This window comes from Arcicella sp. GW821-FHT09D11 (assembly GCF_059416265.1).
Genome location: NZ_JBWKOV010000005.1, coordinates 95762 through 119798, shown reverse-complemented (window position 1 = coordinate 119798; position 24037 = coordinate 95762). Strand labels below are relative to the sequence as shown.

Annotated in this window: 22 protein-coding genes; all 22 read left to right on the top strand. The window is 34.5% G+C overall.

Annotated elements, in window-relative coordinates; genetic code table 11:
• Positions 1-45 precede the first annotated feature (45 nt).
• A complete protein-coding gene (locus AC07N0_RS15745; RefSeq protein WP_494589935.1) occupies positions 46-1395 on the top strand; it encodes a S49 family peptidase in 1350 nt (449 codons plus the stop codon).
• Between the two features lie 77 nt (positions 1396-1472).
• Positions 1473-2456, top strand: a complete 984-nt coding sequence (locus tag AC07N0_RS15740; RefSeq protein WP_494589934.1) for a hypothetical protein — start codon at positions 1473-1475, stop codon at positions 2454-2456.
• 54 nt (positions 2457-2510) lie between these two features.
• Complete coding sequence (locus tag AC07N0_RS15735; RefSeq protein WP_494589933.1) at positions 2511-2948, top strand: hypothetical protein; 438 nt, start codon at positions 2511-2513, stop codon at positions 2946-2948.
• A gap of 36 nt (positions 2949-2984) precedes the next feature.
• Positions 2985-3512 carry a hypothetical protein gene (locus AC07N0_RS15730; RefSeq protein WP_494589932.1) on the top strand — a complete coding sequence of 176 codons (528 nt, stop codon included), beginning with the start codon at positions 2985-2987 and terminating at the stop codon, positions 3510-3512.
• Positions 3512-3691 (top strand): hypothetical protein, encoded by a 180-nt coding sequence (locus AC07N0_RS15725; RefSeq protein ID WP_494589931.1) that lies wholly within the window; start codon positions 3512-3514, stop codon positions 3689-3691. The genes AC07N0_RS15730 and AC07N0_RS15725 overlap by 1 nt, the downstream gene beginning before the upstream one ends.
• A 70-nt stretch (positions 3692-3761) precedes the next feature.
• Entirely contained in the window at positions 3762-4466 is a 705-nt protein-coding gene (locus AC07N0_RS15720; protein ID WP_494589930.1) for a hypothetical protein, read from the top strand.
• Complete coding sequence (locus tag AC07N0_RS15715; protein WP_494589929.1) at positions 4444-5166, top strand: hypothetical protein; 723 nt, start codon at positions 4444-4446, stop codon at positions 5164-5166. The genes AC07N0_RS15720 and AC07N0_RS15715 overlap by 23 nt, the downstream gene beginning before the upstream one ends.
• Positions 5147-6823: a hypothetical protein gene (locus tag AC07N0_RS15710; RefSeq protein WP_494589928.1), complete on the top strand. Its 1677-nt coding sequence runs from the start codon at positions 5147-5149 to the stop codon at positions 6821-6823. Before AC07N0_RS15715 ends, AC07N0_RS15710 begins: the two co-directional genes overlap by 20 nt.
• Complete coding sequence (locus tag AC07N0_RS15705; RefSeq protein ID WP_494589927.1) at positions 6823-7167, top strand: hypothetical protein; 345 nt, start codon at positions 6823-6825, stop codon at positions 7165-7167. Before AC07N0_RS15710 ends, AC07N0_RS15705 begins: the two co-directional genes overlap by 1 nt.
• Before the next feature lie 2 nt (positions 7168-7169).
• The gene (locus AC07N0_RS15700; protein WP_494589926.1) at positions 7170-8558 is read left to right on the top strand and encodes a hypothetical protein; all 1389 of its coding nucleotides are present in this window, start codon (positions 7170-7172) and stop codon (positions 8556-8558) included.
• Between the two features lies 1 nt (position 8559).
• Positions 8560-9522, top strand: coding sequence for a DUF6712 family protein (locus tag AC07N0_RS15695; RefSeq protein WP_494589924.1), 963 nt, complete (start codon positions 8560-8562; stop codon positions 9520-9522).
• A gap of 12 nt (positions 9523-9534) precedes the next feature.
• Positions 9535-10419: a hypothetical protein gene (locus AC07N0_RS15690; RefSeq protein ID WP_494589923.1), complete on the top strand. Its 885-nt coding sequence runs from the start codon at positions 9535-9537 to the stop codon at positions 10417-10419.
• Positions 10416-10946 (top strand): hypothetical protein, encoded by a 531-nt coding sequence (locus AC07N0_RS15685; RefSeq protein WP_494589922.1) that lies wholly within the window; start codon positions 10416-10418, stop codon positions 10944-10946. Before AC07N0_RS15690 ends, AC07N0_RS15685 begins: the two co-directional genes overlap by 4 nt.
• 95 nt (positions 10947-11041) lie before the next feature.
• Positions 11042-11980, top strand: coding sequence for a glycoside hydrolase family 19 protein (locus AC07N0_RS15680; protein WP_494589921.1), 939 nt, complete (start codon positions 11042-11044; stop codon positions 11978-11980).
• Positions 11977-12177 carry a hypothetical protein gene (locus AC07N0_RS15675; RefSeq protein ID WP_494589920.1) on the top strand — a complete coding sequence of 67 codons (201 nt, stop codon included), beginning with the start codon at positions 11977-11979 and terminating at the stop codon, positions 12175-12177. Before AC07N0_RS15680 ends, AC07N0_RS15675 begins: the two co-directional genes overlap by 4 nt.
• Entirely contained in the window at positions 12174-12404 is a 231-nt protein-coding gene (locus AC07N0_RS15670) for a hypothetical protein (protein WP_494589919.1), read from the top strand. Before AC07N0_RS15675 ends, AC07N0_RS15670 begins: the two co-directional genes overlap by 4 nt.
• A gap of 327 nt (positions 12405-12731) precedes the next feature.
• On the top strand, positions 12732-13136 hold the full coding sequence (locus AC07N0_RS15665) for a Het-E N-terminal domain-containing protein (protein ID WP_494589918.1): 405 nt from the start codon (positions 12732-12734) through the stop codon (positions 13134-13136).
• Positions 13136-15475 carry a tetratricopeptide repeat protein gene (locus AC07N0_RS15660; RefSeq protein ID WP_494589917.1) on the top strand — a complete coding sequence of 780 codons (2340 nt, stop codon included), beginning with the start codon at positions 13136-13138 and terminating at the stop codon, positions 15473-15475. Before AC07N0_RS15665 ends, AC07N0_RS15660 begins: the two co-directional genes overlap by 1 nt.
• A gap of 339 nt (positions 15476-15814) precedes the next feature.
• Entirely contained in the window at positions 15815-16201 is a 387-nt protein-coding gene (locus AC07N0_RS15655; protein WP_494589916.1) for a hypothetical protein, read from the top strand.
• On the top strand, positions 16201-18195 hold the full coding sequence (locus AC07N0_RS15650; RefSeq protein ID WP_494589915.1) for a tetratricopeptide repeat protein: 1995 nt from the start codon (positions 16201-16203) through the stop codon (positions 18193-18195). The genes AC07N0_RS15655 and AC07N0_RS15650 overlap by 1 nt, the downstream gene beginning before the upstream one ends.
• A 157-nt stretch (positions 18196-18352) precedes the next feature.
• Entirely contained in the window at positions 18353-21646 is a 3294-nt protein-coding gene (locus AC07N0_RS15645) for a tetratricopeptide repeat protein (RefSeq protein ID WP_494589914.1), read from the top strand.
• Positions 21647-21713: 67 nt separating this feature from the next.
• Complete coding sequence (locus AC07N0_RS15640) at positions 21714-23846, top strand: tetratricopeptide repeat protein (RefSeq protein WP_494589913.1); 2133 nt, start codon at positions 21714-21716, stop codon at positions 23844-23846.
• The last annotated feature ends 191 nt before the right edge of the window (positions 23847-24037 follow it).

Genomic DNA, 24037 nt, shown 5'->3' with positions numbered 1-24037 from the left:
GGATTCAATAATTGTAGAAAATTTGTCATAAAAAATTGATAATCAATGGCATTTAATTCAATCATCAGGGCGATTCTTACAAGTACTTTTATGGTTTCTTCAAGCCAATCTCAGATACTTTCTGATTTGGCGAACAGATACTTAGATGGAACATTGCCTGCAGATTTTTTTAAAAACCAAGTCAGCGAATTCAAAACAACCCAGCAAAATTTAACTTTTTCGTCTAAAAGCGAATCTACCAATTATGTAAATAATGAAGACTATGATGCTGTCCCTGCATTAACCCAAGAAGGTGTTTTAATATTTCCAATCATTGGTACAATCATGAAGCATGATGGTTATTGTGGAACAGTAGGTACTTCTACCATGAGAACATGGCTCCAAAAGGCCAGTACAGATCCACAAGTTAAATCAATTTTGTTTTATGTAGATTCTGGAGGTGGCCAAGTAAGTGGCACTTGGGAGTTCGCAAATGAAATAGCCAATTTCTCAAAACCAAAATATGCTTGGATTGATGGTTATTGCTGTTCTGGAGCTTATTATTCTATTTGTTCTTGTCAAAAGATTTACTCCTCGAGTCCTGACAATTTGGTGGGCTCTATCGGGGTGGCTTATTTATATAGAAACCGCATTGCTCAGTTAATTGCTCAAGGAGTTATTGAAAAGTATGTCTATGCAACAACTTCAGATTTAAAGCATGGAGATTCTAAAGCGTTGGAGCACAATGACCCTACTATTCTTCAAAACAATCAACTTGACCCAACAGATGAAACATTCATGACTTTTGTAAAAACCAATCGCCCACAAGTGAGCGAGGAAGCATTAAAAGGTCTTGAAGTTGTGTCATCAAAAGCACTCACTGAAAACACTGGTTTGATAGATGGAATACAAGGGTTTGATTTAGTTTATACCAGTCTTAAAAAAGAAAAAAATATGGCAACAAAAGTAAAATTATCAATAGAGGAAGGGCTAGTATCCTCTATTGTAGAGAAATTTCCGACTGTAACAAGAATTTCTGCAGAGGATGAAGCTGAAGAGCTAAAAACAGCCAATAAAACTATCACAGCCCTTGAAGCAACTAAGGTAGAATTAACAACTCAGGCAGAAGCAGCTACTCAAAAAATAGCGGGCTTGGAAACAAAAACCAGCGAACTAAATGCAACGATTGTAAGCTTGAACACCACAGTTGTTGAAAAAGACTCGAAAATTGCTGAAAAAGATACTGAAATCACTGCTTTAAAAGGGAAGCTTAGTGCATTTACCAATCCTATTACCCCTCCCCCTGCTACAGGAGCAGTTAATCCAGTAATTCCGACGAATGGTGAGCCTATTAATACAAAAATTCCTTTTGTTAAAAAAGAGCTCAATACCAATGGAATTGACTTCGTGAGTTAAGAGTTAAACTGCGTTAGTTATCTACACCTATTAAACTTTTAAAATATTCTACACAACACCTATTTAAAATTTAAAAAATGGCTATTATTTCTTCTGTTGATGTAAGTGCGTTAAGCGATTACATCAACGAACATCAAGCAGAAATTGCTACTGAATATTTGATTGGAGCTGAGTTTGCCACACAAGTAACCTTAGACTTTAATGTTACCAACAAAAAAGCTTATGAGAAACTGGTAGTAACATCGGGTCTCAAAGCATTTGATGGCATTCATAATGCTGAGGCAAATAAAATAGTATTCTCAGAGAGAACTATCCAGGTTGAACCTTTGCAAGATGATTACACTTTCCAAGCAGAGGCATTCAGAAAGAAATTCATTGGTGACAAAGTAAACATTACTGGTGGCGAAATTCCAAAGATGCAAGAGCAACTCTCTGGAATCTTTAAAAAGAATGTAAGCATTCTGAATAATGATATTATTTATGGTGCTTCAAAAGCAAGACCAAATACGGATCCATCACGTTTGAGACAAATTGATGGTTATGGAAAGCAAATTGCTGATTTGGTAGCAGATGGTTCTTCTGGAATAATTATCAGACCTACAGGTACATTAACTACAGGTACAGGTTGGGGTAATTCAGCTACTACTTACGGAAATATTATTGAGAAAATTGATGATATGGACGAGGGAACAAGCATTCAAATTGCCAATGAGCCACGCAATGCTTATATGAGTTATCTTACGTATAACAAATATATTGCTGAGTACAAACGTCGTTGGCCAACTGGTAACATCTTCAGAAATTCAAATGGTGTAGATGCTATTTATACAGATACTTCAAAAGGAATGTTGAAGCTTGAGCCATGCAGATGGATGGGTGCATCAAATAGGGTTTTTATTACTCCGAAGAAAAATCTTGTCTTTGGAACTGATATCCAAAATCCAGATTTCTCAGTATTCACTACTCAACAAACTGTTTATGCTCTAAATCTTGGATTCAAGTTAATCCATGGTGTGCTAATTGTCGATCCAGCGGCAATGGTGGTAAATGAGTTAGTATAAAAACACCTACAAAAGGAGAAAATTGAATTTTCTCCTTTAAAACAAACAATAACAATGGCAAATAATACACGTGATCAGGCGGCTTCGGTACAAACTCAGTCTGAAACAATTGTAAATAATGAAAAAACTTACACGCAAAGTGAGATTGATCAAATCATCGCTGAAAAAGAAGCTACCTATCAACAAGCGATTAATGATCGGGATGAGCGAATTAAAGTGCATGAATTAAAAGAAGCGGCTTATGAACAGGAAATTCTTAATCGTGAAGAGCAGATTGAATCATTACTTGACAAATTAGTCGAATCTGAAAAACCAAGTTTCGAAGCTCAAAAACAAGCTCTGAAAGAAAAAGGTCTTGTGGCAGTTTTACATCGTGGTACCATTAAACAAAGTACAATTGGGTCAGTGAATGGTAAACCAATTCAAGATTTGACAGATGAGGAATTAGACAATCTCGTTGAGCTGAATGTTATTTCAGAAATTCCTTCATAATACTTAATATTCTAATAAAATTCTAAACCTAATAAAATGGCTTGTCCAGTTGCAACTATAGAAAATTTAGCCCTGTGCCAAGGTTGGCAAGTTGGGCTTGGTAAGGTTGTTAAAATAGGCTTACCAGCCGATTTTACAGCCGTACCAACACCTCCATTGCTTACTAATGCGATAACTAATGAGGCTTATGCAGTTGCTGTTGGTACGTTTACAGCGGCTGAAGGCAAAGGGTTCATTACCGTAGAAATTGATTCTACTCAAAAGCAAGAGCTCAAAGTAGATATTGATGAGAATGCAGCAGTATCAGTTGTGTTTAAAGCTCGGATTGGTTTTAGTAAAGATGCTTTAGGGTTTATTAAAAAGTTGATGCCTCGCAAACGAGTGCTTTTAGCGCTTGATAAACCTAATGGTGAGACAATCTTGGTAGGTTACAAAGGCTTTGAAGCTTCTATCATGAAATGGACTATTACTGAAGGCGAGGACACATCGATTGCTGATGTTGAAATCAAATGTAACGTAATGCCATTAATTTATACTGGAACCTCTTTACCTGTTCAATCATAATGAATTTCGAAGCTAAATATCAGCCATGCCCTGGGATTAATTTTCCTGTATCGATTATTGGTCTTGGAGTAGTAAATCTTAGACTCATACCAATTGAGGTGATCGATGAATGGTTTGAGGATGGAAAATTAGTGGGAGTTATTGAAAAAAAAAAGGATCTAGTGCTGCTTCAAAAATAAAAAAAACCTCTACACCTATCATTTAATACGAGTGCAAATTGGATTTTCAATTTGCACTTTTTTGTTAAACATGCAACTCGAAGAATGGTTTAAAGATAAAGATTTTGCTCAAGGCATTTTATTATTTGAAAAGCTTAGTCCGACAAGTACTTTCCTGATATCCCTTTTCAGAAAACCTAAAAACTCATTTTCTGTTGCTGAACTTGAAAAGCAACTGACCTTATTATTAGCTAATCAAAAAGCTCAAAGCTCTGCCTTAGAAAAGCCAAAAGCTCCTCATGAAAAAGAGCAAAGCCCAAAGCTAGTAGAAGCAAAAAAAGTAGCTTTAAAGCTAAATCAATGGGCTTTTGATGAAAATACAAGCGATGATGAAGAGGTGAAAAAGCTAGTAGCTAATCGTAAAAAGTTCTATGTATTACGCTCACAGCTAAAAGCGAAATTGAACCAAGCTACATGGTATCAAAAAAAGTTTACCAATGAAGAAAGAGGGACAATTGCTCAAGAATTAACCACGACTTGCAAGGCCTTAGAAGACTGCTGGAAGGATACAATACATTATAGGAAAACTGGGAAACTGCCCAATAAGGATGTTGAAATAAATATTAAGGATATCAGCCCAAACGAATTACAAAAAAGATTACAAACGGTTCGATCCTATTTGTCGAAGTTCAAAAAACTTGATAAGCAACATGCCAATGAAGAAAGATATCAAGCAGAAGCCGACGAGTTAACCAGGACATTACGCACTTATTATGAAACCAATCACCAAAAGTAGAGAATCAATTCGAGAAGGGATTCTTTACTGGCAAAAAACAGGCAGGCTTCCTGAGATAACAGAAGGAGCTCAAGAAATTTTTGCTAAGATTCAATACATTTTTGACAAAAACCAAATTTATAGAAACCATCGAGTTTCTGTGATGGATAAGGTTGAAAAAAGGCGAAAAGGAAAAAATAAGTTAGTAGACGAAGAATCAGTTGAAATGTTTATTGAAATCTCGGTTCGCAGACAAGTGATTGATGATTTAGTCAACGACTTCTCGCCTATTACTTATATGATGGCATGTAGAGATTACCAATTCGCTTGTGAGATTTTCAACATGGATATCGTTTCTTCTGCTGCACTACACCTAAATGTTGCTGAAGAAGAAGCATTTGACGCATATCAGCAATGTATGAATAGTGGTGATCATCAAACAGCAGCTAAGTTCTTAGATATGTATATCAAAATACAGTCAACTAAGCCTAAAACACCACCAAAGCTTGAGAAGAGACCAAATAGAATTGTTGCTGAGTTCAATCCAGGATTAATTAAAGGTTGTGAGGTAATAGAATCAATGGAAGAGCTTGATATGTTAGACCAAGAGCTAATAACAATCTACAGTTCAGACAAAAAAACTGCCAGTGGATTATTACAAAAATATGCAACAGATATAGTACCTATTGAAACAATTCAGGATGATGGAGGAAGAGATTAAGGAATACGTTTTAAGGTATCATGCCAATAAGCTACAACTTTTACCACTAATTTATAGGCCTAGAAAATTAGTGGCTCTTTTGGGACGTGGTACTGGAAAAACTGAAGAGATTGTTACTAGCAGGATTTATGAATTTATACACCTGATGCCCGGAGGGATTACGCTAATTGGTTGTGATTCATTTAAACATCTAAATCAAACGATTATTCCTGCCATTCTGACGAGCTTAAAGAAAAAAGGGCTTATTGAGGGACAAAACTTTTGGTCTAACGTGTTTCCACCTCCTGGCGTAGCGAGACCCATACAGGTGATTACTGAGCCTGACGGATTTGTGTTTTTTGATACCGGCCATGCTCTTTGCTTTGTATCTACTAATTTTCAATCTCACGCCAATGGGAAATCAGTAGATGCTGCTGTTTGGGAAGAGGCAAAACTCTTAAGATGGGATAGAGTAAAAGAAGCCAACCTGATGATTAGAGGTAACCAAAGTTATTTTGGCCACCTTTGGTGTCATCATTCAATCACAATTGTAAGTGACATGAGCGATGATCCTGAGCACTGGACATTTGCGTATGAGTCGCAAATGGATAAGCGAGTATTACAACTTATTGCCTCTTATGAATTTCATCAACAAAAATTACAAAAGGAATTAGATGAAACCAACAACCGTAAAAAGGTTGATATCTTACAAAATAAGATTGATAATCTTGAAAATAAACTGAACTTTTGGAGAAGAAAAGCTACCTTATTTTTAGTTGGAACATCCGTTCAAAACCTTCATGTACTCGGCTATGATGTATTGGGAGATTATCTTTCCAATCCAGCCAAGGACGTAATGCTAAATGTACTCTCGATTCGACCAGTTACTTCTAACAAGTATTATTACCAATTTCTAAAAAAGGAAATACACGGAGTAGTTTTCAAAGATTGGGATTATATAAGAACGCTGAAGGATAAATCAATTCTTGACTGCAGGATTGACACTGGGGCTGACGAAAGAAGAGCTTTAGACGTCTGCATGGATTATAACAATAACTTGATTTCATTAGCATACGGCCAAATGTTTAATAAGAAATTCAGGTTATTAGGTGAAATATTTTCGGAAGCAGATAAAACTAAAATTGCTGATTGTGTAAGAAAGTTTTGTTATTATCATCGGTTCCGTAATCTAAAAGAAGTGAATTACTTCTATGATAATAATGCCGATTGGCGTGATGCTGGCCGAGACCAAACATTCAGAGAAATCGTCATGGAAACATTTGAAGAAGAAGGATGGGAAGTATATGATGAAAAGTTTCAGCAAACTACACATGATGAACGATTCTATATCTGGCAAAAAATAACTACTGAAGACCCATCAAGTCCTTTTCAATTTGAGTTCGAGGAAGAGAGCTGTACTTCATTCTTTAAAGCTGCTAAAAATGTGATGAAAGTGACTAGAAAGAAAGAAGCAAAAGACCGAAAAACCCAGAAAAGATATTACAAAGAAGTTATTGAGAAAGTGAAAATCACTGAGCTTGACAAGCTAGGGAAAAAACTACCACTTCAAGAGCAACCCCATATTACTGAAGCAGTGGATGGGCTTGTGGTTGCACATTGGTATAAACGCAAAAAAATTCACTCGTTCAAAATGCCTATTAAACAAATCACAACGTAATGGTTAATCCAACAATATCTCTCCAGCAAGCATGGGAGATGATGAATATGCTGGATGAAAATTATAACCCTATTTCGTTCTCCATAAGATATTGCTATGCTACTACTGATAAAAACAACGAAGACTTTGGACGTGTAGGCGTATTCGATAAGGCAATTTTATTGAGGAATTTAAAATTTTTAGATGCTGAGGTTCCACCAACTTATAAGCCTTCAGAAAGTGAAATCATTTATGCTAGAGACTGGAAATTTTATCTTGTTGAAAGCAAACAAATCAAATCGCTTTCACATTGGCACATTACTCACCTAAATGATATGGAAGTCAATTTCCCTAAAATGTTTTAAAAATGAGTTCATCACCATCACACCTCAGGGTCATCAATAATAATATCATTGTAATGACTCAGTCTGATTTTAAAAATCAGATGCAATCGGTTAAAGCTAGTACAAAATTCAAAGTTAGCTTACCATTTGCTATGTCTGAGCAAAATGGGACTTTGCTGGCCGATTCAGCACTTTTCTTACAGGGTAAGGACAATAAATTCCCTCAAAACTTACGAAAGATTCTCTCAAAAAGCCCCATTTATAAAGTTGGGTTAGGGTACTCCTCTCAACAGCTCGCAGGCTTAGGTCTTCAGACAGGTGAAATTATTATCGAGAATAGAGAAGAAGTATTTGAATTAAAACAATACCCACAATGGGACGATTTTGCCAAACGATCAAACTTTACGCAGAATTTTTATACGAAAGCATGTAGGGCAATCAAAACCTATAATATGTGCTATGTCCATCTTTCATTGAGTCAGAACAATACTATTGCGGCCGCAACAGTGTTACCTAATACCAGGTGCAGACTATGGGGAAACACAAATACTGGAGAGGTATCTCATGTAATTGTTGCGGATTGGGATCGAGTAGGATCAATCATTAACAAGGATAATTCACAGAGCTATCCAGTGATTCAAAATTGGTTTGATACTGCTAATACTTTTAAGGACCAAATCATAAAAGATAGTGCCATCAAAGAATATGTATTTGTATTACGTGTACCGAGTGATGATATTATCTACAATATGCCAGATCACTTTTCATTAGTCGAGTCTGGATTAATTGATTACGCCAATAATATTATCAATTTTAAAAAATGGGTAATGGAAAATATCACAACATTAAATCAAATAATGTTTGTGACCCAGGAGTATATGCAATCGAGATTTCCAGAGTGGGAATCTTGGAATGCTCAAGCAAGAAAAGGCGGTGATAAAGGCAAAGAGGCTTCTGACAAGATTGATGCAGCCTATGATGAATTGGCAAAAATATTTAGCGATACGGCCAGCGGTGTAGAAAAGTCAGGCAAAATGATTCAAGCTCCGATGTTTGATGATGGCAAGGAATCCTTGAAATTCGTAAAAGTTGATCAAAATACGTTTGATTCACAGTACAACGCCGATGCAGGGTGGGTGGAAACCCAAATTCACTGGGCATTACAGATAGATGCAGGATTGTATTCAGCTGTTGATGGTAAAAATAACAATGGTGGTTCTGCAAAGACTCAAACCTTTAACATTGCTCAGTTAAACGAATGGATTTTTGAGCAAGTGTTACTTGAGCTACCTCAATTTATTTCAGATTTTAATGGATTTGGTGTGAGTTCCTTCAGGGTTCGACGTGCGACGATGTATAGTAGTGATGCCATATCGGCCGATAAAAGACAAGTACAAAATCCAACAAAATAACATGGCGTCAATCATCCCCAATAATGCCACAAGAGAGGAAATTCTTGAGCTAGTACAATCCGTAGTACCTGTTACGGCTTCATTTCAAGCCACTGAATTTAGTTCATTTGCAAAATCTGCAGAGGAGAATTTTATATTTCCTTCAATCAATGAACCGATGTATTCATCTATTATCGGTAATCCAAGCCAATACCCTCGAGTGTATGATAACCTAAAGACTGCAGTAATCAACTCCGGAATGGATCTGTTTTCTCCAGTCCTTGAACTTACCATCGGAGCTAATGGATATACGGATGAATCTAGCACAAAATCAAAAACTGTAAGCCTTGAAAAAGCTCGAAATATCAGGAGGCATTTTAAAACCATGGCCAATAATGGCCTTGAAAATGCTTTAAAATTGATGGAGTTGGACAGCACAAATTTGTATCAATCATGGAAAGCATCGCCACAATACACTGTATTTAATTCAAATACCATCAAAACTTCAGATGAGTTTTCGACTTACTCAGGCATTAAGATGAATCGAAGGGTATTTGTATTACTTAAGAAGCAAATGACCTTGCAAGAATACAGCATGCAACAAATAGTAGGTAAACTCTTGTACCAGGCATTACTAACAAAAAGCGATGATAATAATTACCTATTTCTCTATGAGAACTTCATAAAACCTATTATCGCCAAAAACACATTCGTTAAATCATTGCCTAATCTGATCATTGCTTTTGGCGAAGATGATGTCCTTGCTGTCTTGGATAATACGTCCAGCGATATGATTGTAAAATCAAAAACAATAACACCTGATCTGATAACTTTTTTCAAGAAAAGCATAGAGGAAGATGTAAAAGAATTGACATCTGATATGAATGCATTCTTAGGAGACAATGTAGACCTGTTTGAGGAATATGCAAAGCCAAGTACCTATAATCAGCTTCCAAAGCAAATTGGAAAAATCACTAGAATGTAATACTAATTCCTCATGAAAAATATTTATATCTCTCAATTTGTCCTTGCTGTCCCAGAAAGGAAAAATGAACTTTGTGCAAGGCAATTGAGGAAGCTAAAAGAAGCTTTTTTAAAGCCAAGAGTCGATTACATTGAAGTATTGATGATACTAGTCAATAAAAACATCAAATTCAAGGTATGGTACTACTGGAATAATTTCGTTTATGCTAGCTTTTTATCAAGCATCCCTGGGGCAATATATGTTTGGACACTTCATCATTTTTTCAATAAGGATGTATTTGAAAACAGGCTTTTTTCAGCAATGATTGCTGACCAAATGAATGAATTGCTCGGCTTTATGAATGATGAGAAAGAGTTAAATAGAGTCAAGCCAATTAATAAAATCGGCTTATTCCAACATTTAACCAATGAAGCTTTTGATCAGTTAAGCGTACATCAATTTATTGAAGCTTACAGGTGCTTAATAAGTTTTGAGGCTACTCAAAGTGACAAACAAAAAGAGCAATATCTGAATGAATTATTAGCGTACTTATTTGCTCCAAGGATCATTTGGAAAATTGGGCTTGGGTTCAGAAGGTATTTGTTGAGTGAGCCTTTTCTTAATCAACGTAAGAAGAAAGTTGAGAAACTGCCATCTCACATCAAAATTTTGCTTTACCAGTATTATCTAGACAATCTAGGTTTATTGAAGATTCTGTATAAGAATTTTTACGAAAACCCAAAAGGACAAAAAGAAAGCCGAGATGTTTATACTCAATATTTCTCAATGAAAAGTTTAATACAACTAAGAAGTGAGAACGGGACACTTTCTGATAAAATTAAATTTATGTCTGCCAGGGATTTAATAGAGAGTTTTGAAGTTGAAATTATTCAGGCAAAAATCAAAATGGAAAAATGACTATTCAAGAGTACAAAACCCTGTTTAGTAAGATTGCTGAAAAAGTTGTCGGCCATAATCCCACTTTACCCAAGGGACAATTTTACATGGTTGATGATGAAGATTTTAACAAAGCAGCGAAGAATTTTCTGAACCTAAACAGAATGTGTATTGATGTGTCATATCCAGTAGATACATTATCTGAGCAAAATAGCACTCACATGATGCTAACTACATTTGTAATGAATATTAGTAAGTCAGTTCCACTTGAAAATTTTGAGTTACAAGCTGCTGCACTTGAAGAAGCAAAAGGGATAGCTGAAAAAATTGTAAAGTACTTATTTTGGATTCAGAGAAAGAATAACGGATTTGGTCTAAAATCAGGGTCTTTAACTAAGTTTTTACACTCGAAACTTGAACTAAAGCCATTAATCGCCAATGAAATCGATAATACTTGTGGCCGACAAATGACTTTATTATTTGAAACACCTTTCGATTTTTGCGATGCAACAATCGAAGCTGATGTAAAAAGCACCCAATGGAATTAAAACCAGATATTTTACGCAAGATATACCCTCAAGCTAAACAATCAAACTTGATTGCATTCTGCACCACATTTAACAGTTTATCCTGGCTACACAAGATGACTGATATTTTAGAGGTTGCGGCTTATCTTGCTCAGGTAGGAAAAGAGACTTTGGAACTAACCTATAGAGAGGAAATTGCGAGTGGAAAGGACTATGAGGGAAGAAAAGATTTAGGCAATACCACAAAGGGAGATGGCATAAAATTCAAAGGCAGAGCCTATTTACAACTAACTGGACGATTTAATTATACACAGTTTACCAAATGGTATAATGCCATGTTCAAAGAATCGCAGGATTTTGTAAACTATCCAGAAAGGATATCGCAAGATGTTGCACTTTGCCAAATTGCTTCCCTTTGGTTTTGGATAACGAAAGGATTAAAAAAGATTTCACTGTCTGGAGATATCGTGGCCGTCTCAAAAAAAGTGAATGGTGGTAAAAACGGTTTAGCAGAAAGAATCGCCTATTATAATTTAGCCGTTAAAGTACTAAAATCAATACAACAAGTACCCTCTGAAATTATTACACCTGAATCCGATAAAGTAAAAAACATGACACCTAAAACCATTAAACTCCCTAAATACTTATTCGCTTTATTGATTGCATTTCTTTTAAGTTCATGCGTCACTTACAAAAAATGTAAAGACAAGTATTTTGAAAAAGTTACTGTACATGATACCGTTACATTTTCAAAAAAGGTAACTCTTTTGATACCTAAAGATTCTGTATTTTATAGGATAGTTAATGATACCGCTAGATACGAAAAAACGGTAAACAGTGGAAGAGCCAAGTTAATTATAAAGCGTACTGCAGACACAACTTATTTGCAAGCTGAGTGTGATAGCGTAAGCAAAAGTGAGAACGTCGTTTTTAAGTATTTACCATTAACTAATATTGGAGTTTCACCGAATTGGAGAATAGGCGTTTATATCTTAGCTGGGGCATTATTCATTGCCATCTTGCTAATTATCCTACTTTACAAGTCAAACAAATGAACCACGACACTACACCTACTTCTGATAAAGGCAATTTTGTTTATGCATTGATTGGCTTTATGGTTTCAATCATCAAAGCTTTCTTTGAGCACATTGATGGCTGGGCAATACTCCAATCGATTATTTGTGCATTGGCTGCTTATTTATCGGTAAGATTATTTAAAAAATTATTTCCAGAAAAACCTATCAAACAATGAAAAACTTCCTATTTACTGCTCCCCCATGGTTGAGCAATTTACTATCTGTAGTATTAGCGGTACTTGTTGCAGTTAGTACCATCGGCAATGATGTCGTTGCCTTATTTACAGATTTGAACTGCGATCAATGTGTACAAATCGTTCAAAAGGTTTTATCCATTGTTGTGGTAGTATTGGCTTTTATTAAAGCATTCTCCAAATATGCTGTGAAGCCTGAAGAAGAGTAAAAACTCATTATAATACCAAAAGCCTGCTTAATTAAGCAGGCTTTTTTTGTTTATTCTTAACCTTAAATAAGTTATTAATCAAAGAGGTCTCTATCCAATTTAAGGCTCTAATATTCTGAATTTGAAAATAAAGCTGAATAGTAATTCCCAAGAGAAATATTTTTCCAAATCCCCTAAAAAATGGGTTGATAGATGTGTTTGTTAGTATTGATGTTATAAACAGGAGTTTTACTATAAATTTCCCTAATATTTATCTCTTTTTTTCTTTGATTTATTGTAGTAATTCTTTTATTTTAGGTAACATATACCTTTAAATAAACTTTAACTATGGAACCAATTACTACTACTGCTATTATCTCTTCTATTGTAGGCTATCTAGCCAAAAATCTTAAGGACAATAAAACTTTTCAAGACTTTACGAAAGACTTTACCAGTGCTACCATTCACTGGCTACGCTCACTTCTCTTAAAAGATGATGATACCCCTAAAGAAGCTTTAGCAAAATTAGCGACTAACCCAGAAAGTGATAGTAAGCGAAAAACAATTGAAGGTATCTTAGGAAGTGAATTAGAAGATCATCCCGAAGTAAAAGCACACTTAGAGGAAATGTATCAGAAATTGACAGGGCAAAACATACAAAATAGTGGAACTATGAATCAAAATTATTCAGGTTCTAATACTGGTACAGTGATACAGGTTTCAGGTAATAATAATCATTTCAATCAAAAATAATGGATAGTTCTAATTCAAGTCTGAATAATAGTGAGCCGATTATTCAAGTAACCGGAGAAAATAATGTCATTACATTAAATCTGTTAAACATCAAAGATTTCAGAGATAAGATTGAGCAGCGAGAGAGATTTGAAAACATGCTTAAAAAAGTTGACGGTGAAGCTAAACTGGATTTATTTGAAGCAATCAATAAACTAACAGACGAAATCGATTTATTCAAGCAAAATGTGCTTGAAACAGCCAATATTTTATCTAATATTAAGATAGATACTCAAAGACTGAAAAAAGCAAAAGCCGCTTTTGATGAAGGATTTATTGCGAAAGCTAATGAATTATTGAATGAAAAAGTCCTTTTCAATGAACAAACGCAATTGATACAATCAGCAAAAGAAAAAGAAAAAGAACTGTCTGATATAAAAGAAAAATTGATTCATAACTCCAATGAATATCTATTTAAGGCACAATTGACAATGTTGGATTTTTCCATTGAAAATCGTATCGAAAAGGCTAAGGATTTTTTTCTATTATCTATTCAATCCAATAAAAACGCTGAAAACCTGTTTGCTTATGCACATTTTTTACAACAGCATAATTTCTTTGATGATGCTATCAATGCTTACCAAGATGTGCTTAGTATTTATAGAAGTTTAGCCAAAAATAATCCACAAGTATGTTTACCTTCTGTGGCGACTACCCTGAATAATCTGGCACTCTTACATAGTGCTAAAAATGAATTCAGATTGGCAGAAGAAGAGTTTCAAGAAGCCTTGGAGATAAGAAGGACTTTAGTTAAAACCAATCCACTAGTATATTTATCTGATGTGGCGCTGACGCTGAATAATCTGGCTAACTTACATAGGGCTAAAAATGAATTTGGGGTTGCAGAAAATGAATACCAAGAAGCATTAGAGATAAGAAGAAATTTAGCCAAAAATAATCCCTCAATCTATTTACCTGATGTGGCAACGACGCTGAATAATTTGGCTAACTTATATAGTGCAAAAAATGAATTAGGCGTGGCAGAAGAAGCATATCAAGAAGCATTAGAGATAAGAAGAAATTTAGCCAAAAATAATCCACAAGTATATTTATCTGATGTGGCGACGACACTGAACAATCTGGGGAACTTATATAGGGCTAAAAATGAATTTGGCATGGCAGAAGATGAATACCATGAAGCATTAGGAATAAGAAGAAATTTAGCTAAAAACAATCCACAAGTTTATTTATCTGATGTGGCGACGACCCTGAATAATCTCGCTAACTTACATAGGGATAAAAATGAATTCAGGCTGGCAGAAGATGAGCATCAAGAAGCATTAGCGATAAGAAGAAATTTAGCCAAAAACAATCCACAAGTCTATTTACCTGATGTGGCGGGGACGCTGAATAATCTGGCGGTCTTACATAGTGCTAAAAATGAAGCAGAGTTGTCAGAAGAGGAGTATAAAGAAGCCTTAAAGATTTATAGCACTTTATCCGAAAACAATCCTCAAGTTTATTTACCTGATATGGCGATGACGATGAATAATTTGGCGGTCTTACATAGTGCTAAAAATGAATTCGAATTGGCAGAATTATTATATCAAGAAGCCTTAGAGATTTATACAACTTTAGCTAAAACTAATCCACAAGTCTATTTACCTGATGTGGAAGAGACCCTGAATAATCTGGAAGTCTTACATAGTAATCAAATTAAATATGAGCGTATATTTTTAAAATCAAGGAAAAATAGGGAAATTAAAGATGGGGAAGATACAATATATACTTGGGATATTTCACTATGGATTGATACTTCTGATGCTGTAGAAGCCAATATGTTTATGAATTTAGTATCATCCACATTAGGATATATTGAAGGAGTAAACATTAATATTGTTGATACAAAAGTGGGTAGTTTTATACAAAAATGGGTTGTTAAATTCAAAGGTTGGATTGCGAAAGATGATACAAAAAAAATATTAAAAAAAGGAGGAGAATTAGCTCAGAAAGGAGCATTGGCTTTTGAGTCACACATGCTTGATAGGTATATTGAGCCGATTGAAAAAAGTAAGATAGATAGGAAAAAAACACAAGAGGAACTTAACCGACAAGTCACAGAAGAGCAAGCAAGAGAAATTAATGAATTATCAGTGCAGATAAAAAGAGAAGAGTTAAGAGCTAAGAAATTAGAAAATCTTCAACGCGAACTTGAATTCAGAAAATCATTGAGTGAAGCACTAGCAAATGGATTTTTAGAAATAGATTCAGATTTTAAAATGATGATTAATGGGATTTTAATGATTAGTCAAGAAAACAAAAAAATTGAAGTAGGAGATATTGAGAAAATTGATGATTAAAGCTTTTAATTCTTGATAGCCAACTAGCTAACATACAAAAACATATTAATACTACCACAGTGAAACCGCTTGCTAAACATCAATTTAGCAAGCGGCTTATTAAGATTTTCAATCAATCTTTAATAAGCGTTGATTATACAATATGAAGTCGTCTTGATTTTTTAAAATATGTAAAATAACTAGGTTGCAGATATTTGTTTTCAAACTATAACAAAGATAAAGACAACTCAATTATATATAATGTACTCAGCAAAAATGGAATAGAATAGGAAATAACGCCATATTTACCACAGTCAAAACATTCTCTTATATTCGATAACATATAACTTTTAATAAACTATGGAGCCTATTACTACTACTGCTATTATCTCTTCTATTGTAGTCCATTTAGCCAAAAATCTTCAAGAATTTACTAAAAACTTTACCATTGCTACCATTAACTGGATACGCCCTCTTTTCTTACGAGATGATGATAATCCTAAAGAGGCTTTAGAAAAATTAGCAATCAATCCACAAAGTACAAGTAAGCGCAAAATCCTTGAAAGTATCTTAGGAAGCGAATTAGAAGATCATCTCGAAGTAAAAGCCTATTTAGAGGAAATGTATGAGAAACTAACAGGGCAAAGCATACAAAATAGTGGTACAATTAATCAAAATTCTTCAGGTTCTAATAGTGGTGTACTTATACAGATTTCCGGCAATAACAATCAATTCAATCAACAATAATGGATAGTTCTAATTCAAGTCAAAATAATAGCGGGTGGGTTATTCAGGTAGCTGGAGATCAAAATACCATTACTTTAAATCTGTTGAGCATCAAAGATTTTAAAGATAAGGTTGAGCTACGAGAGGAACTTGAAAACAATCTTGAATATACTCTCGAGGAAGGTAAACCGAGATTAGTTGAAAGAATCAATAAACTAACAGAAGAAATTAATTTATTCAAGCAAAATGTGCTTGAAACAGCCAAAACTTTATCAAATATTAAGATAGATACTGAAAGACTGAAAAAAGCAAAAGCTGCTTTTGATGAGGGGTTAATAGCTAAAGCGAATGAATTATTAAATGAAAAAGCCCTTTTAGATGAACAAAAGGAATTGCTACAATCAGCAAAAGAAATAGAAAAACAACGGTCTGATGTAAACGAAAAGTTGATTCATAACTCCAATGAATATCTATTTAAGGCACAATTGACAATTCTTGATTTTTTAATCAAAAATCGTATTGAAAAGGCGAAGGATTTTTTTCTATTATCTATTGAATCCAATAAAAACGCTGAAAACCTGTTTGCTTATGCTTATTTTTTACAACAGCATAATTTTTTTGATGATGCCATCAATGCTTATCAAGATGTGCTTAGTATTTATAAAGGTTTAGCTCAAACCAATCCACAAGTCTATTTACCTTCTGTGGCGAGGACTCTGAATAATCTGGCACTCTTACATAGGACTAAAAATGATTTGGAGTTGGCAGAAAAAGAGTTTCAAGAAACCTTAGAGGCTTATAGAATGTTAGTCAAAACCAATCCCCAAATCTATTTACCTGATTTAGCATTGACTCTGAATAATCTGGCTAGTTTACATAAGGATAACAATGAATTAGAATTAGCAGAAGCAGAGTATCAAGAATCTTTAAAGATAAGAAAAAATTTAGCCAAAACGAATCCACAAATTTATTTACCTTCTGTAGCATTGACGCTGAATAATCTGGCTATCTTACATTGTGCGAATAATGAATTTGTGATGGCAGAACCAGAGTTTCAAGAAGCCTTAACGATAAGAAGAGCTTTAGCCCAAACCAATCCCCAAATCTATTTACCTTATGTGGCAGGCATACTGAATAATCTGGCTAACTTACATAGAGCTAAGAATGAATTTGGGTTGGCAGAAAAAGGGTATCAAGAAGCCTTGGAGATAAGAAGAGCTTTAGCTCAAATCAATCCACAAGTCTATTTACCTGAAGTGGCGGGGACTCTAAATAATCTGGCCAACTTACATAAAGATAAAAATGAATTTAGCTTAGCAGAAGAAGGATATAAAGAATCCTTAGAAATAAGAAGAACTTTAGCCCAAAACAATCCACAAGTATATTTATCTTCTGTCGCGGTGACGTTGAATAATCTGGCTAATTTACATAGTGCTGAAAATAAAGTAGAATTGGCAGAAGCAGGATATCAAGAATCCTTAGAAATCTATAGAACGTTAGTCAAAACCAATCCACAAATATATTTATCTTCTATGGCGATGACGCTGAATAATCTGGCGGCCTTACATAAGGAAAAAAATGAATTTAGGTCGGCAGAACTAGAGTTTCAAGAAGCCTTAGTAGCGTATAGAACTTTAGTCCAAACAAATCCACAAGTATATTTACCTTCTGTGGCAGGGACGCTGAACAATCTAGCGGTCTTATATAGGGCTAAAAATGAAGTAGGCTTGGGAGAAACAGCATATAAAGAAGCATTAGAGATTTTTAGAACTTTAGCTCAAAGCAATCCACAAGTATATTTACCTGATGTGGCGATGACGCTAATTAACATTTCTATTTTTTATATTAACACTAAACCAGATAAAGCACTTTCGCTATCATCTGTGAAAGAAGCACTTATATTATTGGATCCATTTTTAAGCACTGTGCCTTATTTACAAGAATTTGTCAATAGGTCTATGGAGATTGTAGCTTTTTGGGGTTTAAGTATTGATGAATTATTGAAAGATGAATAACGAATCTAAAATAAACTTTTAATAGTGGTACAGTAATACAGGTTTCAGAGAATAACAATCAATTCAATCAACAATAATGAATAGTTCTAATTCAAGTCAAAATAATAGTGGGTTTCTTATTCAGGCAGCTGGACAACAAAATACCATTACATTAAACATGTTAGACATTAAATATGTCAGAGATAAGGTTGAGCATCGAGAGAAACTTGAAAACCTTCTTAAAGGTGCTGACGAAGCAACTAAATTGGGTTTATCTGAATTAATCAATAAGCTAACAGAGGAAATCGATTTATTCAAGCAAAATGTGCTTGAAACAGCCAAGATTCTATCAAATATTAAGATAGAGACTGAAAGACTCAAAAAAGCAAAAGCTGCTTTTGATGAAGGGTTAATTGCGAAAGCGAATGAATTATTGAATGAAAAAGACCTTTTTGTTGAACAAAAGCAATTGCTACAATCATCTATAGAAAAACAAAAAGAACTGTCTGAAATAAACGAAAAGTTGATTCATAACTCAAATGAATATCTATTTAAGGCACAATTGACAATGCTCGATTTTTCAATTGAAAATCGTATCGAAAAGGCGAAGGAGTTTTTTCTATTATCTATTGAATCCAATAAAAATGCTGACAACCTGTTTGCTTATGCTTATTTTTTGCAACAGCATAATTTTTTTGATGAGGCTATAGATTCTTACCAAGAGGTGCTTAATATTTACAGAAATTCAGCATCTATTAATCCCCAAGGCTATTTACCTTTTGTGGCGACGACGATGAATAATCTGGCGGTCTTACATAGGCATAAAAATGAATTAGGGGTGGCTGAAGCAGCGTTTCAAGAAGCATTAGAGATTTTTAGAACTTTAGCCAAAACCAATCCACAAATATATTTACCTGATGTGGCAGGGACGCTGAATAATCTGGCCATCTTAAATAGGGTTAAAAATGAATTAGGGGTAGCAGAAACAGCATATCAAGAAGCATTAAAGATTTATAGGACTTTAGCAAAAAACAATCTACAAGTATATTTACCTTATGTGTCGATTACACTGAATAATCTGGCGAACTTACATAGTGTTAAAAATGAATTGGAGCTAGCAGAAGCAACGTACCAACAAGCGTTAGAGATTTATAGAACTTTAGCAAAAAATAATCCTCAAGTCTATTTACCTGATGTGGCGAGGACAATGTATAATCTGGCGAACTTGCATAGTGTTAAACATGAATTGGGCTTGGCAGAAAAAGGGTATCAAGAAGCTTTAGCGATAAGAAGAGCTTTAGCCCAAACCAATCCACAAGTATATTTACCTGATGTGGCAGGGACGCTGAATAATCTGGCGGTCTTACATAAAGGTAAAAATGAATTTGGCTTGGCAGAATCAGGGTATCAAGAAGCTTTAGAGATAAGAAGAAATTTAGCAAAAAATAATCCACATGTATATTTACCTGATGTGGCGGACACCCTGAATAATCTGGCTATCTTATATTGTGATAAAAAAGAATTAGGCTTGGCAGAAACAGCATATCAAGAAGCAGTAGAGATTTATAGACATTTAGCAAAAAACAATCCTCAAGTTTATTTACCTGATGTCGCGATCACGCTGAATAATCTGGCGATTTTACATAGGACTAAAAATGAAGTAGGAGTGGCAGAAGCGATCCATCAAGAAGCTTTAGAGATAAAAAGACATTTAGCAAAAAACAATCCTCAAGTATATTTACCTTATGTGGCAACGACGCTGAATAATCTGGCGAACTTACATAGTGATAAAAATGAAGGAGGCTTGGCAGAAGAAGCATATCAAGAAGCATTAGCAATTTATAGAATTTTAGTTAAAACTAATCCCCAAGGCTATTTACCTTATGTGGCGGGGACGCTGAATAATCTGGCAGCTTTACATAAGACTAAAAATGAAGTAGGCTTGGCAGAAGCAGGGTATCAAGAAGCTTTAGAGATAAGAAGAACTTTAGCAAAAAACAATCCAAAAGTCTATTTGCCTGATGTGGCAACGACGCTGTATAATCTGGCTAACTTACATAGTGATAAAAATGAATTTTGGTTAGCAGAAGAAGAGTATCAAGAAGCATTAGAGATAAGAAGGGATTTAGCCAAAACTAATCCACAAGTATATTTACCTGATGTAGCGAGGACACTGAATAATCTGGGGGTCTTATATAGTGATAAAAATGAAGTAGACTTGGCAGAAACAGCGTTTCAAGAAGCTTCAAGAATTTATAGAACTGTAGCCCAAACCAATCCAAAAGTCTATTTACCTGATGTGGCGGAGACGCTGAATAATCTGGCATTCTTACATACTGATAAAAATGAATTGGGAATAGCAGAAGAAGAGTATCAAGAAGCATTAGAGATTTATAAAAGTTTAGCTCAAACCAATCCCCAAGTCTATTTACCTGATGTGGCGGAGACGCTGAATAATCTGGCATTCTTACATACTGATAAAAATGAATTGGGAATAGCAGAAGAAGAGTATCAAGAAACATTAGAGATTTATAAAAGTTTAGCTCAAACGAATCCCCAAGTCTATTTACCTGATGTGGCGAAGACACTGAATAATCTGGCTGACTTATATAGTGATAAAAATGAATTAGGGTTAGCAGAAGCAGTGTTTCAAGAAGCATTAGAGATAAGAAGAAATTTAGCTCAAACCAATCCCCATGTGTATTTACATTATGTAGCGGGGACACTAAATAATCTGGCTGTCTTACATAAGGCTAAAAAAGAATTCTGGTTGGCAAAAGCAGGTTATAAAGAAGCATTAGAGATTTATAGAACTTTAGCCCAAACAAATCCTCCAATCTATTTACCTTATGTGGCGAAGACGATAAATAATCTGGCGGTCTTACATAGTGATAAAAATGAAATAGAGTTGGCAGAAGAAGCCTATCAAGAGGCATTAGCGATTTATAAAACTTTAGCTCAAACCAACACCCAAGTTTATTTACCTTCTGTGGCGATGACATTGAATGACTTGGCGATATTACATAGTGATAAAAATGAAATAGAGTTGGCAGAAGAAGCGTTTCAAGAAGCATTAGCGATAAGAAGAAATTTAGCCAAAACAAATCCACAAGTCTATTTACCTTCTGTGGCGATTACACTGAATAATCTGGCGCTCTTACATAGTAATAAAAACAAATTAGGGTTGGCAGAAGAAGAATATAAAGAAGCATTTGAGATTTATAGGACTTTAGCAAAAAACAACCCACAAGTCCATTTAACTGATATGGCGATGACGCTAATTAACATTTCTATTTTTTATATTAACGATAAACCAGATAAAACACTTTCGATATCATCTGTAAAAGAAGCTCTTATATTATTGACTCCATTTTTAAACGCAGTTCCTTATTTACAACAATATGTCGATACAGCCAAGCAGATTGTAGCTCATTGGGGTTTAAGCATGGAAGAATTATTGAAAGATGAATAACAACTTTTATGTAAATTTTAATAGTAATACAGGTTTCGGTTAATAATAATCAATTCAATCAAAAATAATGGATAGCTCTAATTCAAGTCAATATAATAGTGGGTGGGTTATTCAGGTAGCTGGAGAACAAAATACCATTACATTAAATCTGTTAAACATCAAAGATTTCAGAGATAAGGTTGAGGAACGAGAGGAACTTGAAAACATTCTTAATACAGTTGACGGAGAAGCTAAACTGCGTTTATATAAAGTAATCAATAAACTAACAGATGAAATAGATTTATTCAAGCAAAATGTGCTTGAAACAGCCAAGACTTTATCAAATATTAAGATAGATACTGAAAGACTGAAAAAAGCAAAAGCTGCTTTTGATGAGGGATTAATAGCGAAAGCTAATGAATTATTGAATGAAAAAAGCCTTTTAGATGAACAAAAGGAATTGCTTCAACTCTCTAAAGAAAAAGAAAAAGAACTGTCTGATTTAAAAGAAAAGTTGATTCATAACTCCAATGAATATCTATTTAAGGCTCAATTGACAATTCTTGATTTTTCATTTGAAAATCGTATCGAAAAGGCGAAGGAATTTTTTCAATTATCTATTGAATCCAATAAAAATGCTGACAACCTATTTGCTTATGCTTCTTTTTTGCAACAGCATAATTTTTTTGATGAAGCTATAAATGCTTGCCAAGAGGTGCTTAGTATTTTTAGAACTTTAGCTAAAAACAATCCACAAGCATATTTACCTTCCGTGGCGATGACCCTGAATAACCTGGCTAACCTACACAGGGCTAAGAATGAATTAAGGATGGCAGAAGAAGAGTTTCAAGAAGCATTAATGATTGATAGAACTTTATCCATAACTAATCCCCAAGTTCATTTACCTTATATGGCGGGAACGCTAAATAATTTGGCGGTCTTACATAGAATAAAAAATGAATTAGGATTAGCAGAAGCAGAGTTTCAAGAAGCATTAGCGATAAGAAGAACATTAGCCAAAAACAATCCTCAAGTATATTTACCTGATGTGGCAATGACCCTGAATAATCTGGCTAACTTACATAGTGCTAAAAATGAATTAGGAGTGGCTGAAGAAGAATATAAAGAAGCATTAGAGATAAGAAGAAATTTCGCCAAAAACAATCCTCAAGTATATTTATTTGATGTGGCGGAGACGCTGAATAATCTGGCGGTCTTACATAGTACTAAAAATGAAGTAGGATTGGCAGAAGCGGGATTTCAAGAAGTCTTAGTGATATTTAGAACATTAGCCAAAAACAATCCACAAGTGTATTTACCTTCTATAGGGTTGACGCTGAATAATCTGGCTAACTTACATAGTGATAAAAATGAAATAGACTTGGCAGAAAAAGCATATCAAGAAGCCTTAGAGATAAGAAGAAATTTAGCCAAAAACAATCCTCAAGTATATTTACCTTATGTGGCGGAGACCCTGAATAATCTGGCTAACTTACATAGGACTAAAAATGAATTAGGGGTGGCAGAAGCAGGATATCAAGAAGCTTTAGAGATTTATAGAACTTTAGCTCAAACCAATCCCCAAGTCTATTTACCTTCTGTGGCGATGACCCTGAATAATCTGGCTAACTTACATAGTGATAAAAATGAAGTAGACTTGGCAGAAACAGCGTATCAAGAAGCCTTAGAGATAAGAAGAAATTTAGCCAAAAACAATCCACAAGTATATTTACCCTTTGTGGCGGAGACGCTGAATAATTTGGCTAACTTAGATAGGGCTAAAAATGAATTAAGGGTGGCAGAAGATGAGTATAAAGAAGCATTAGAGATAAGAAGAACTTTCGCCAAAAACAATCCACAAGTATATTTACCTTTTGTGGCGAGGACACTGTATAATCTGGCTAAGTTACATAGTGATAAAAATGAAGTAGACTTGGCAGAAATAGCGTATCAAGAAACCTTAGAGATACAAAGAATTTTAGCCAAAACAAATCCTCAAGTATATTTACCTGATGTGGCGAGGAAGCTAATTAATATTTCTATTTTTTATATTAACCATAAACCAGATAAAGTTCTTTCGATATCATCTGTAAAAGAATCACTTATATTATTGGCTCCATTTTTGAAAACTGTTCCTGATATACAAAAATATGCCGATACAGCCAAGCAGATTGTAGATTATTGGGGTTTAAGTATTGAAGACTTATTCAAAGATGAATAACGGCTTTAAGTAAATTTTAATAGTGATAGAGGTTTCAGGTAATAACAATCAATTCAATCAAAAATAATGGATAGTTCTAATTCAAGTCTAAATAATATTGGGTGGGTTATTCAGGTAGCTGGAGAACAAAACACTATTATATTAAATCTGTTAAACATCTAAGATTTCAGAGATAAGGTTGAGGAGCGAGA

Coding starts and splice junctions, on each gene's coding strand:
- AC07N0_RS15745 (WP_494589935.1), top strand. CDS start 46: ATGGCATTTAATTCAATCATCAGGGCGATTCTTACAAGTACTTTTATG.
- AC07N0_RS15740 (WP_494589934.1), top strand. CDS start 1,473: ATGGCTATTATTTCTTCTGTTGATGTAAGTGCGTTAAGCGATTACATC.
- AC07N0_RS15735 (WP_494589933.1), top strand. CDS start 2,511: ATGGCAAATAATACACGTGATCAGGCGGCTTCGGTACAAACTCAGTCT.
- AC07N0_RS15730 (WP_494589932.1), top strand. CDS start 2,985: ATGGCTTGTCCAGTTGCAACTATAGAAAATTTAGCCCTGTGCCAAGGT.
- AC07N0_RS15725 (WP_494589931.1), top strand. CDS start 3,512: ATGAATTTCGAAGCTAAATATCAGCCATGCCCTGGGATTAATTTTCCT.
- AC07N0_RS15720 (WP_494589930.1), top strand. CDS start 3,762: ATGCAACTCGAAGAATGGTTTAAAGATAAAGATTTTGCTCAAGGCATT.
- AC07N0_RS15715 (WP_494589929.1), top strand. CDS start 4,444: ATGAAACCAATCACCAAAAGTAGAGAATCAATTCGAGAAGGGATTCTT.
- AC07N0_RS15710 (WP_494589928.1), top strand. CDS start 5,147: ATGATGGAGGAAGAGATTAAGGAATACGTTTTAAGGTATCATGCCAAT.
- AC07N0_RS15705 (WP_494589927.1), top strand. CDS start 6,823: ATGGTTAATCCAACAATATCTCTCCAGCAAGCATGGGAGATGATGAAT.
- AC07N0_RS15700 (WP_494589926.1), top strand. CDS start 7,170: ATGAGTTCATCACCATCACACCTCAGGGTCATCAATAATAATATCATT.
- AC07N0_RS15695 (WP_494589924.1), top strand. CDS start 8,560: ATGGCGTCAATCATCCCCAATAATGCCACAAGAGAGGAAATTCTTGAG.
- AC07N0_RS15690 (WP_494589923.1), top strand. CDS start 9,535: ATGAAAAATATTTATATCTCTCAATTTGTCCTTGCTGTCCCAGAAAGG.
- AC07N0_RS15685 (WP_494589922.1), top strand. CDS start 10,416: ATGACTATTCAAGAGTACAAAACCCTGTTTAGTAAGATTGCTGAAAAA.
- AC07N0_RS15680 (WP_494589921.1), top strand. CDS start 11,042: ATGACTGATATTTTAGAGGTTGCGGCTTATCTTGCTCAGGTAGGAAAA.
- AC07N0_RS15675 (WP_494589920.1), top strand. CDS start 11,977: ATGAACCACGACACTACACCTACTTCTGATAAAGGCAATTTTGTTTAT.
- AC07N0_RS15670 (WP_494589919.1), top strand. CDS start 12,174: ATGAAAAACTTCCTATTTACTGCTCCCCCATGGTTGAGCAATTTACTA.
- AC07N0_RS15665 (WP_494589918.1), top strand. CDS start 12,732: ATGGAACCAATTACTACTACTGCTATTATCTCTTCTATTGTAGGCTAT.
- AC07N0_RS15660 (WP_494589917.1), top strand. CDS start 13,136: ATGGATAGTTCTAATTCAAGTCTGAATAATAGTGAGCCGATTATTCAA.
- AC07N0_RS15655 (WP_494589916.1), top strand. CDS start 15,815: ATGGAGCCTATTACTACTACTGCTATTATCTCTTCTATTGTAGTCCAT.
- AC07N0_RS15650 (WP_494589915.1), top strand. CDS start 16,201: ATGGATAGTTCTAATTCAAGTCAAAATAATAGCGGGTGGGTTATTCAG.
- AC07N0_RS15645 (WP_494589914.1), top strand. CDS start 18,353: ATGTTAGACATTAAATATGTCAGAGATAAGGTTGAGCATCGAGAGAAA.
- AC07N0_RS15640 (WP_494589913.1), top strand. CDS start 21,714: ATGGATAGCTCTAATTCAAGTCAATATAATAGTGGGTGGGTTATTCAG.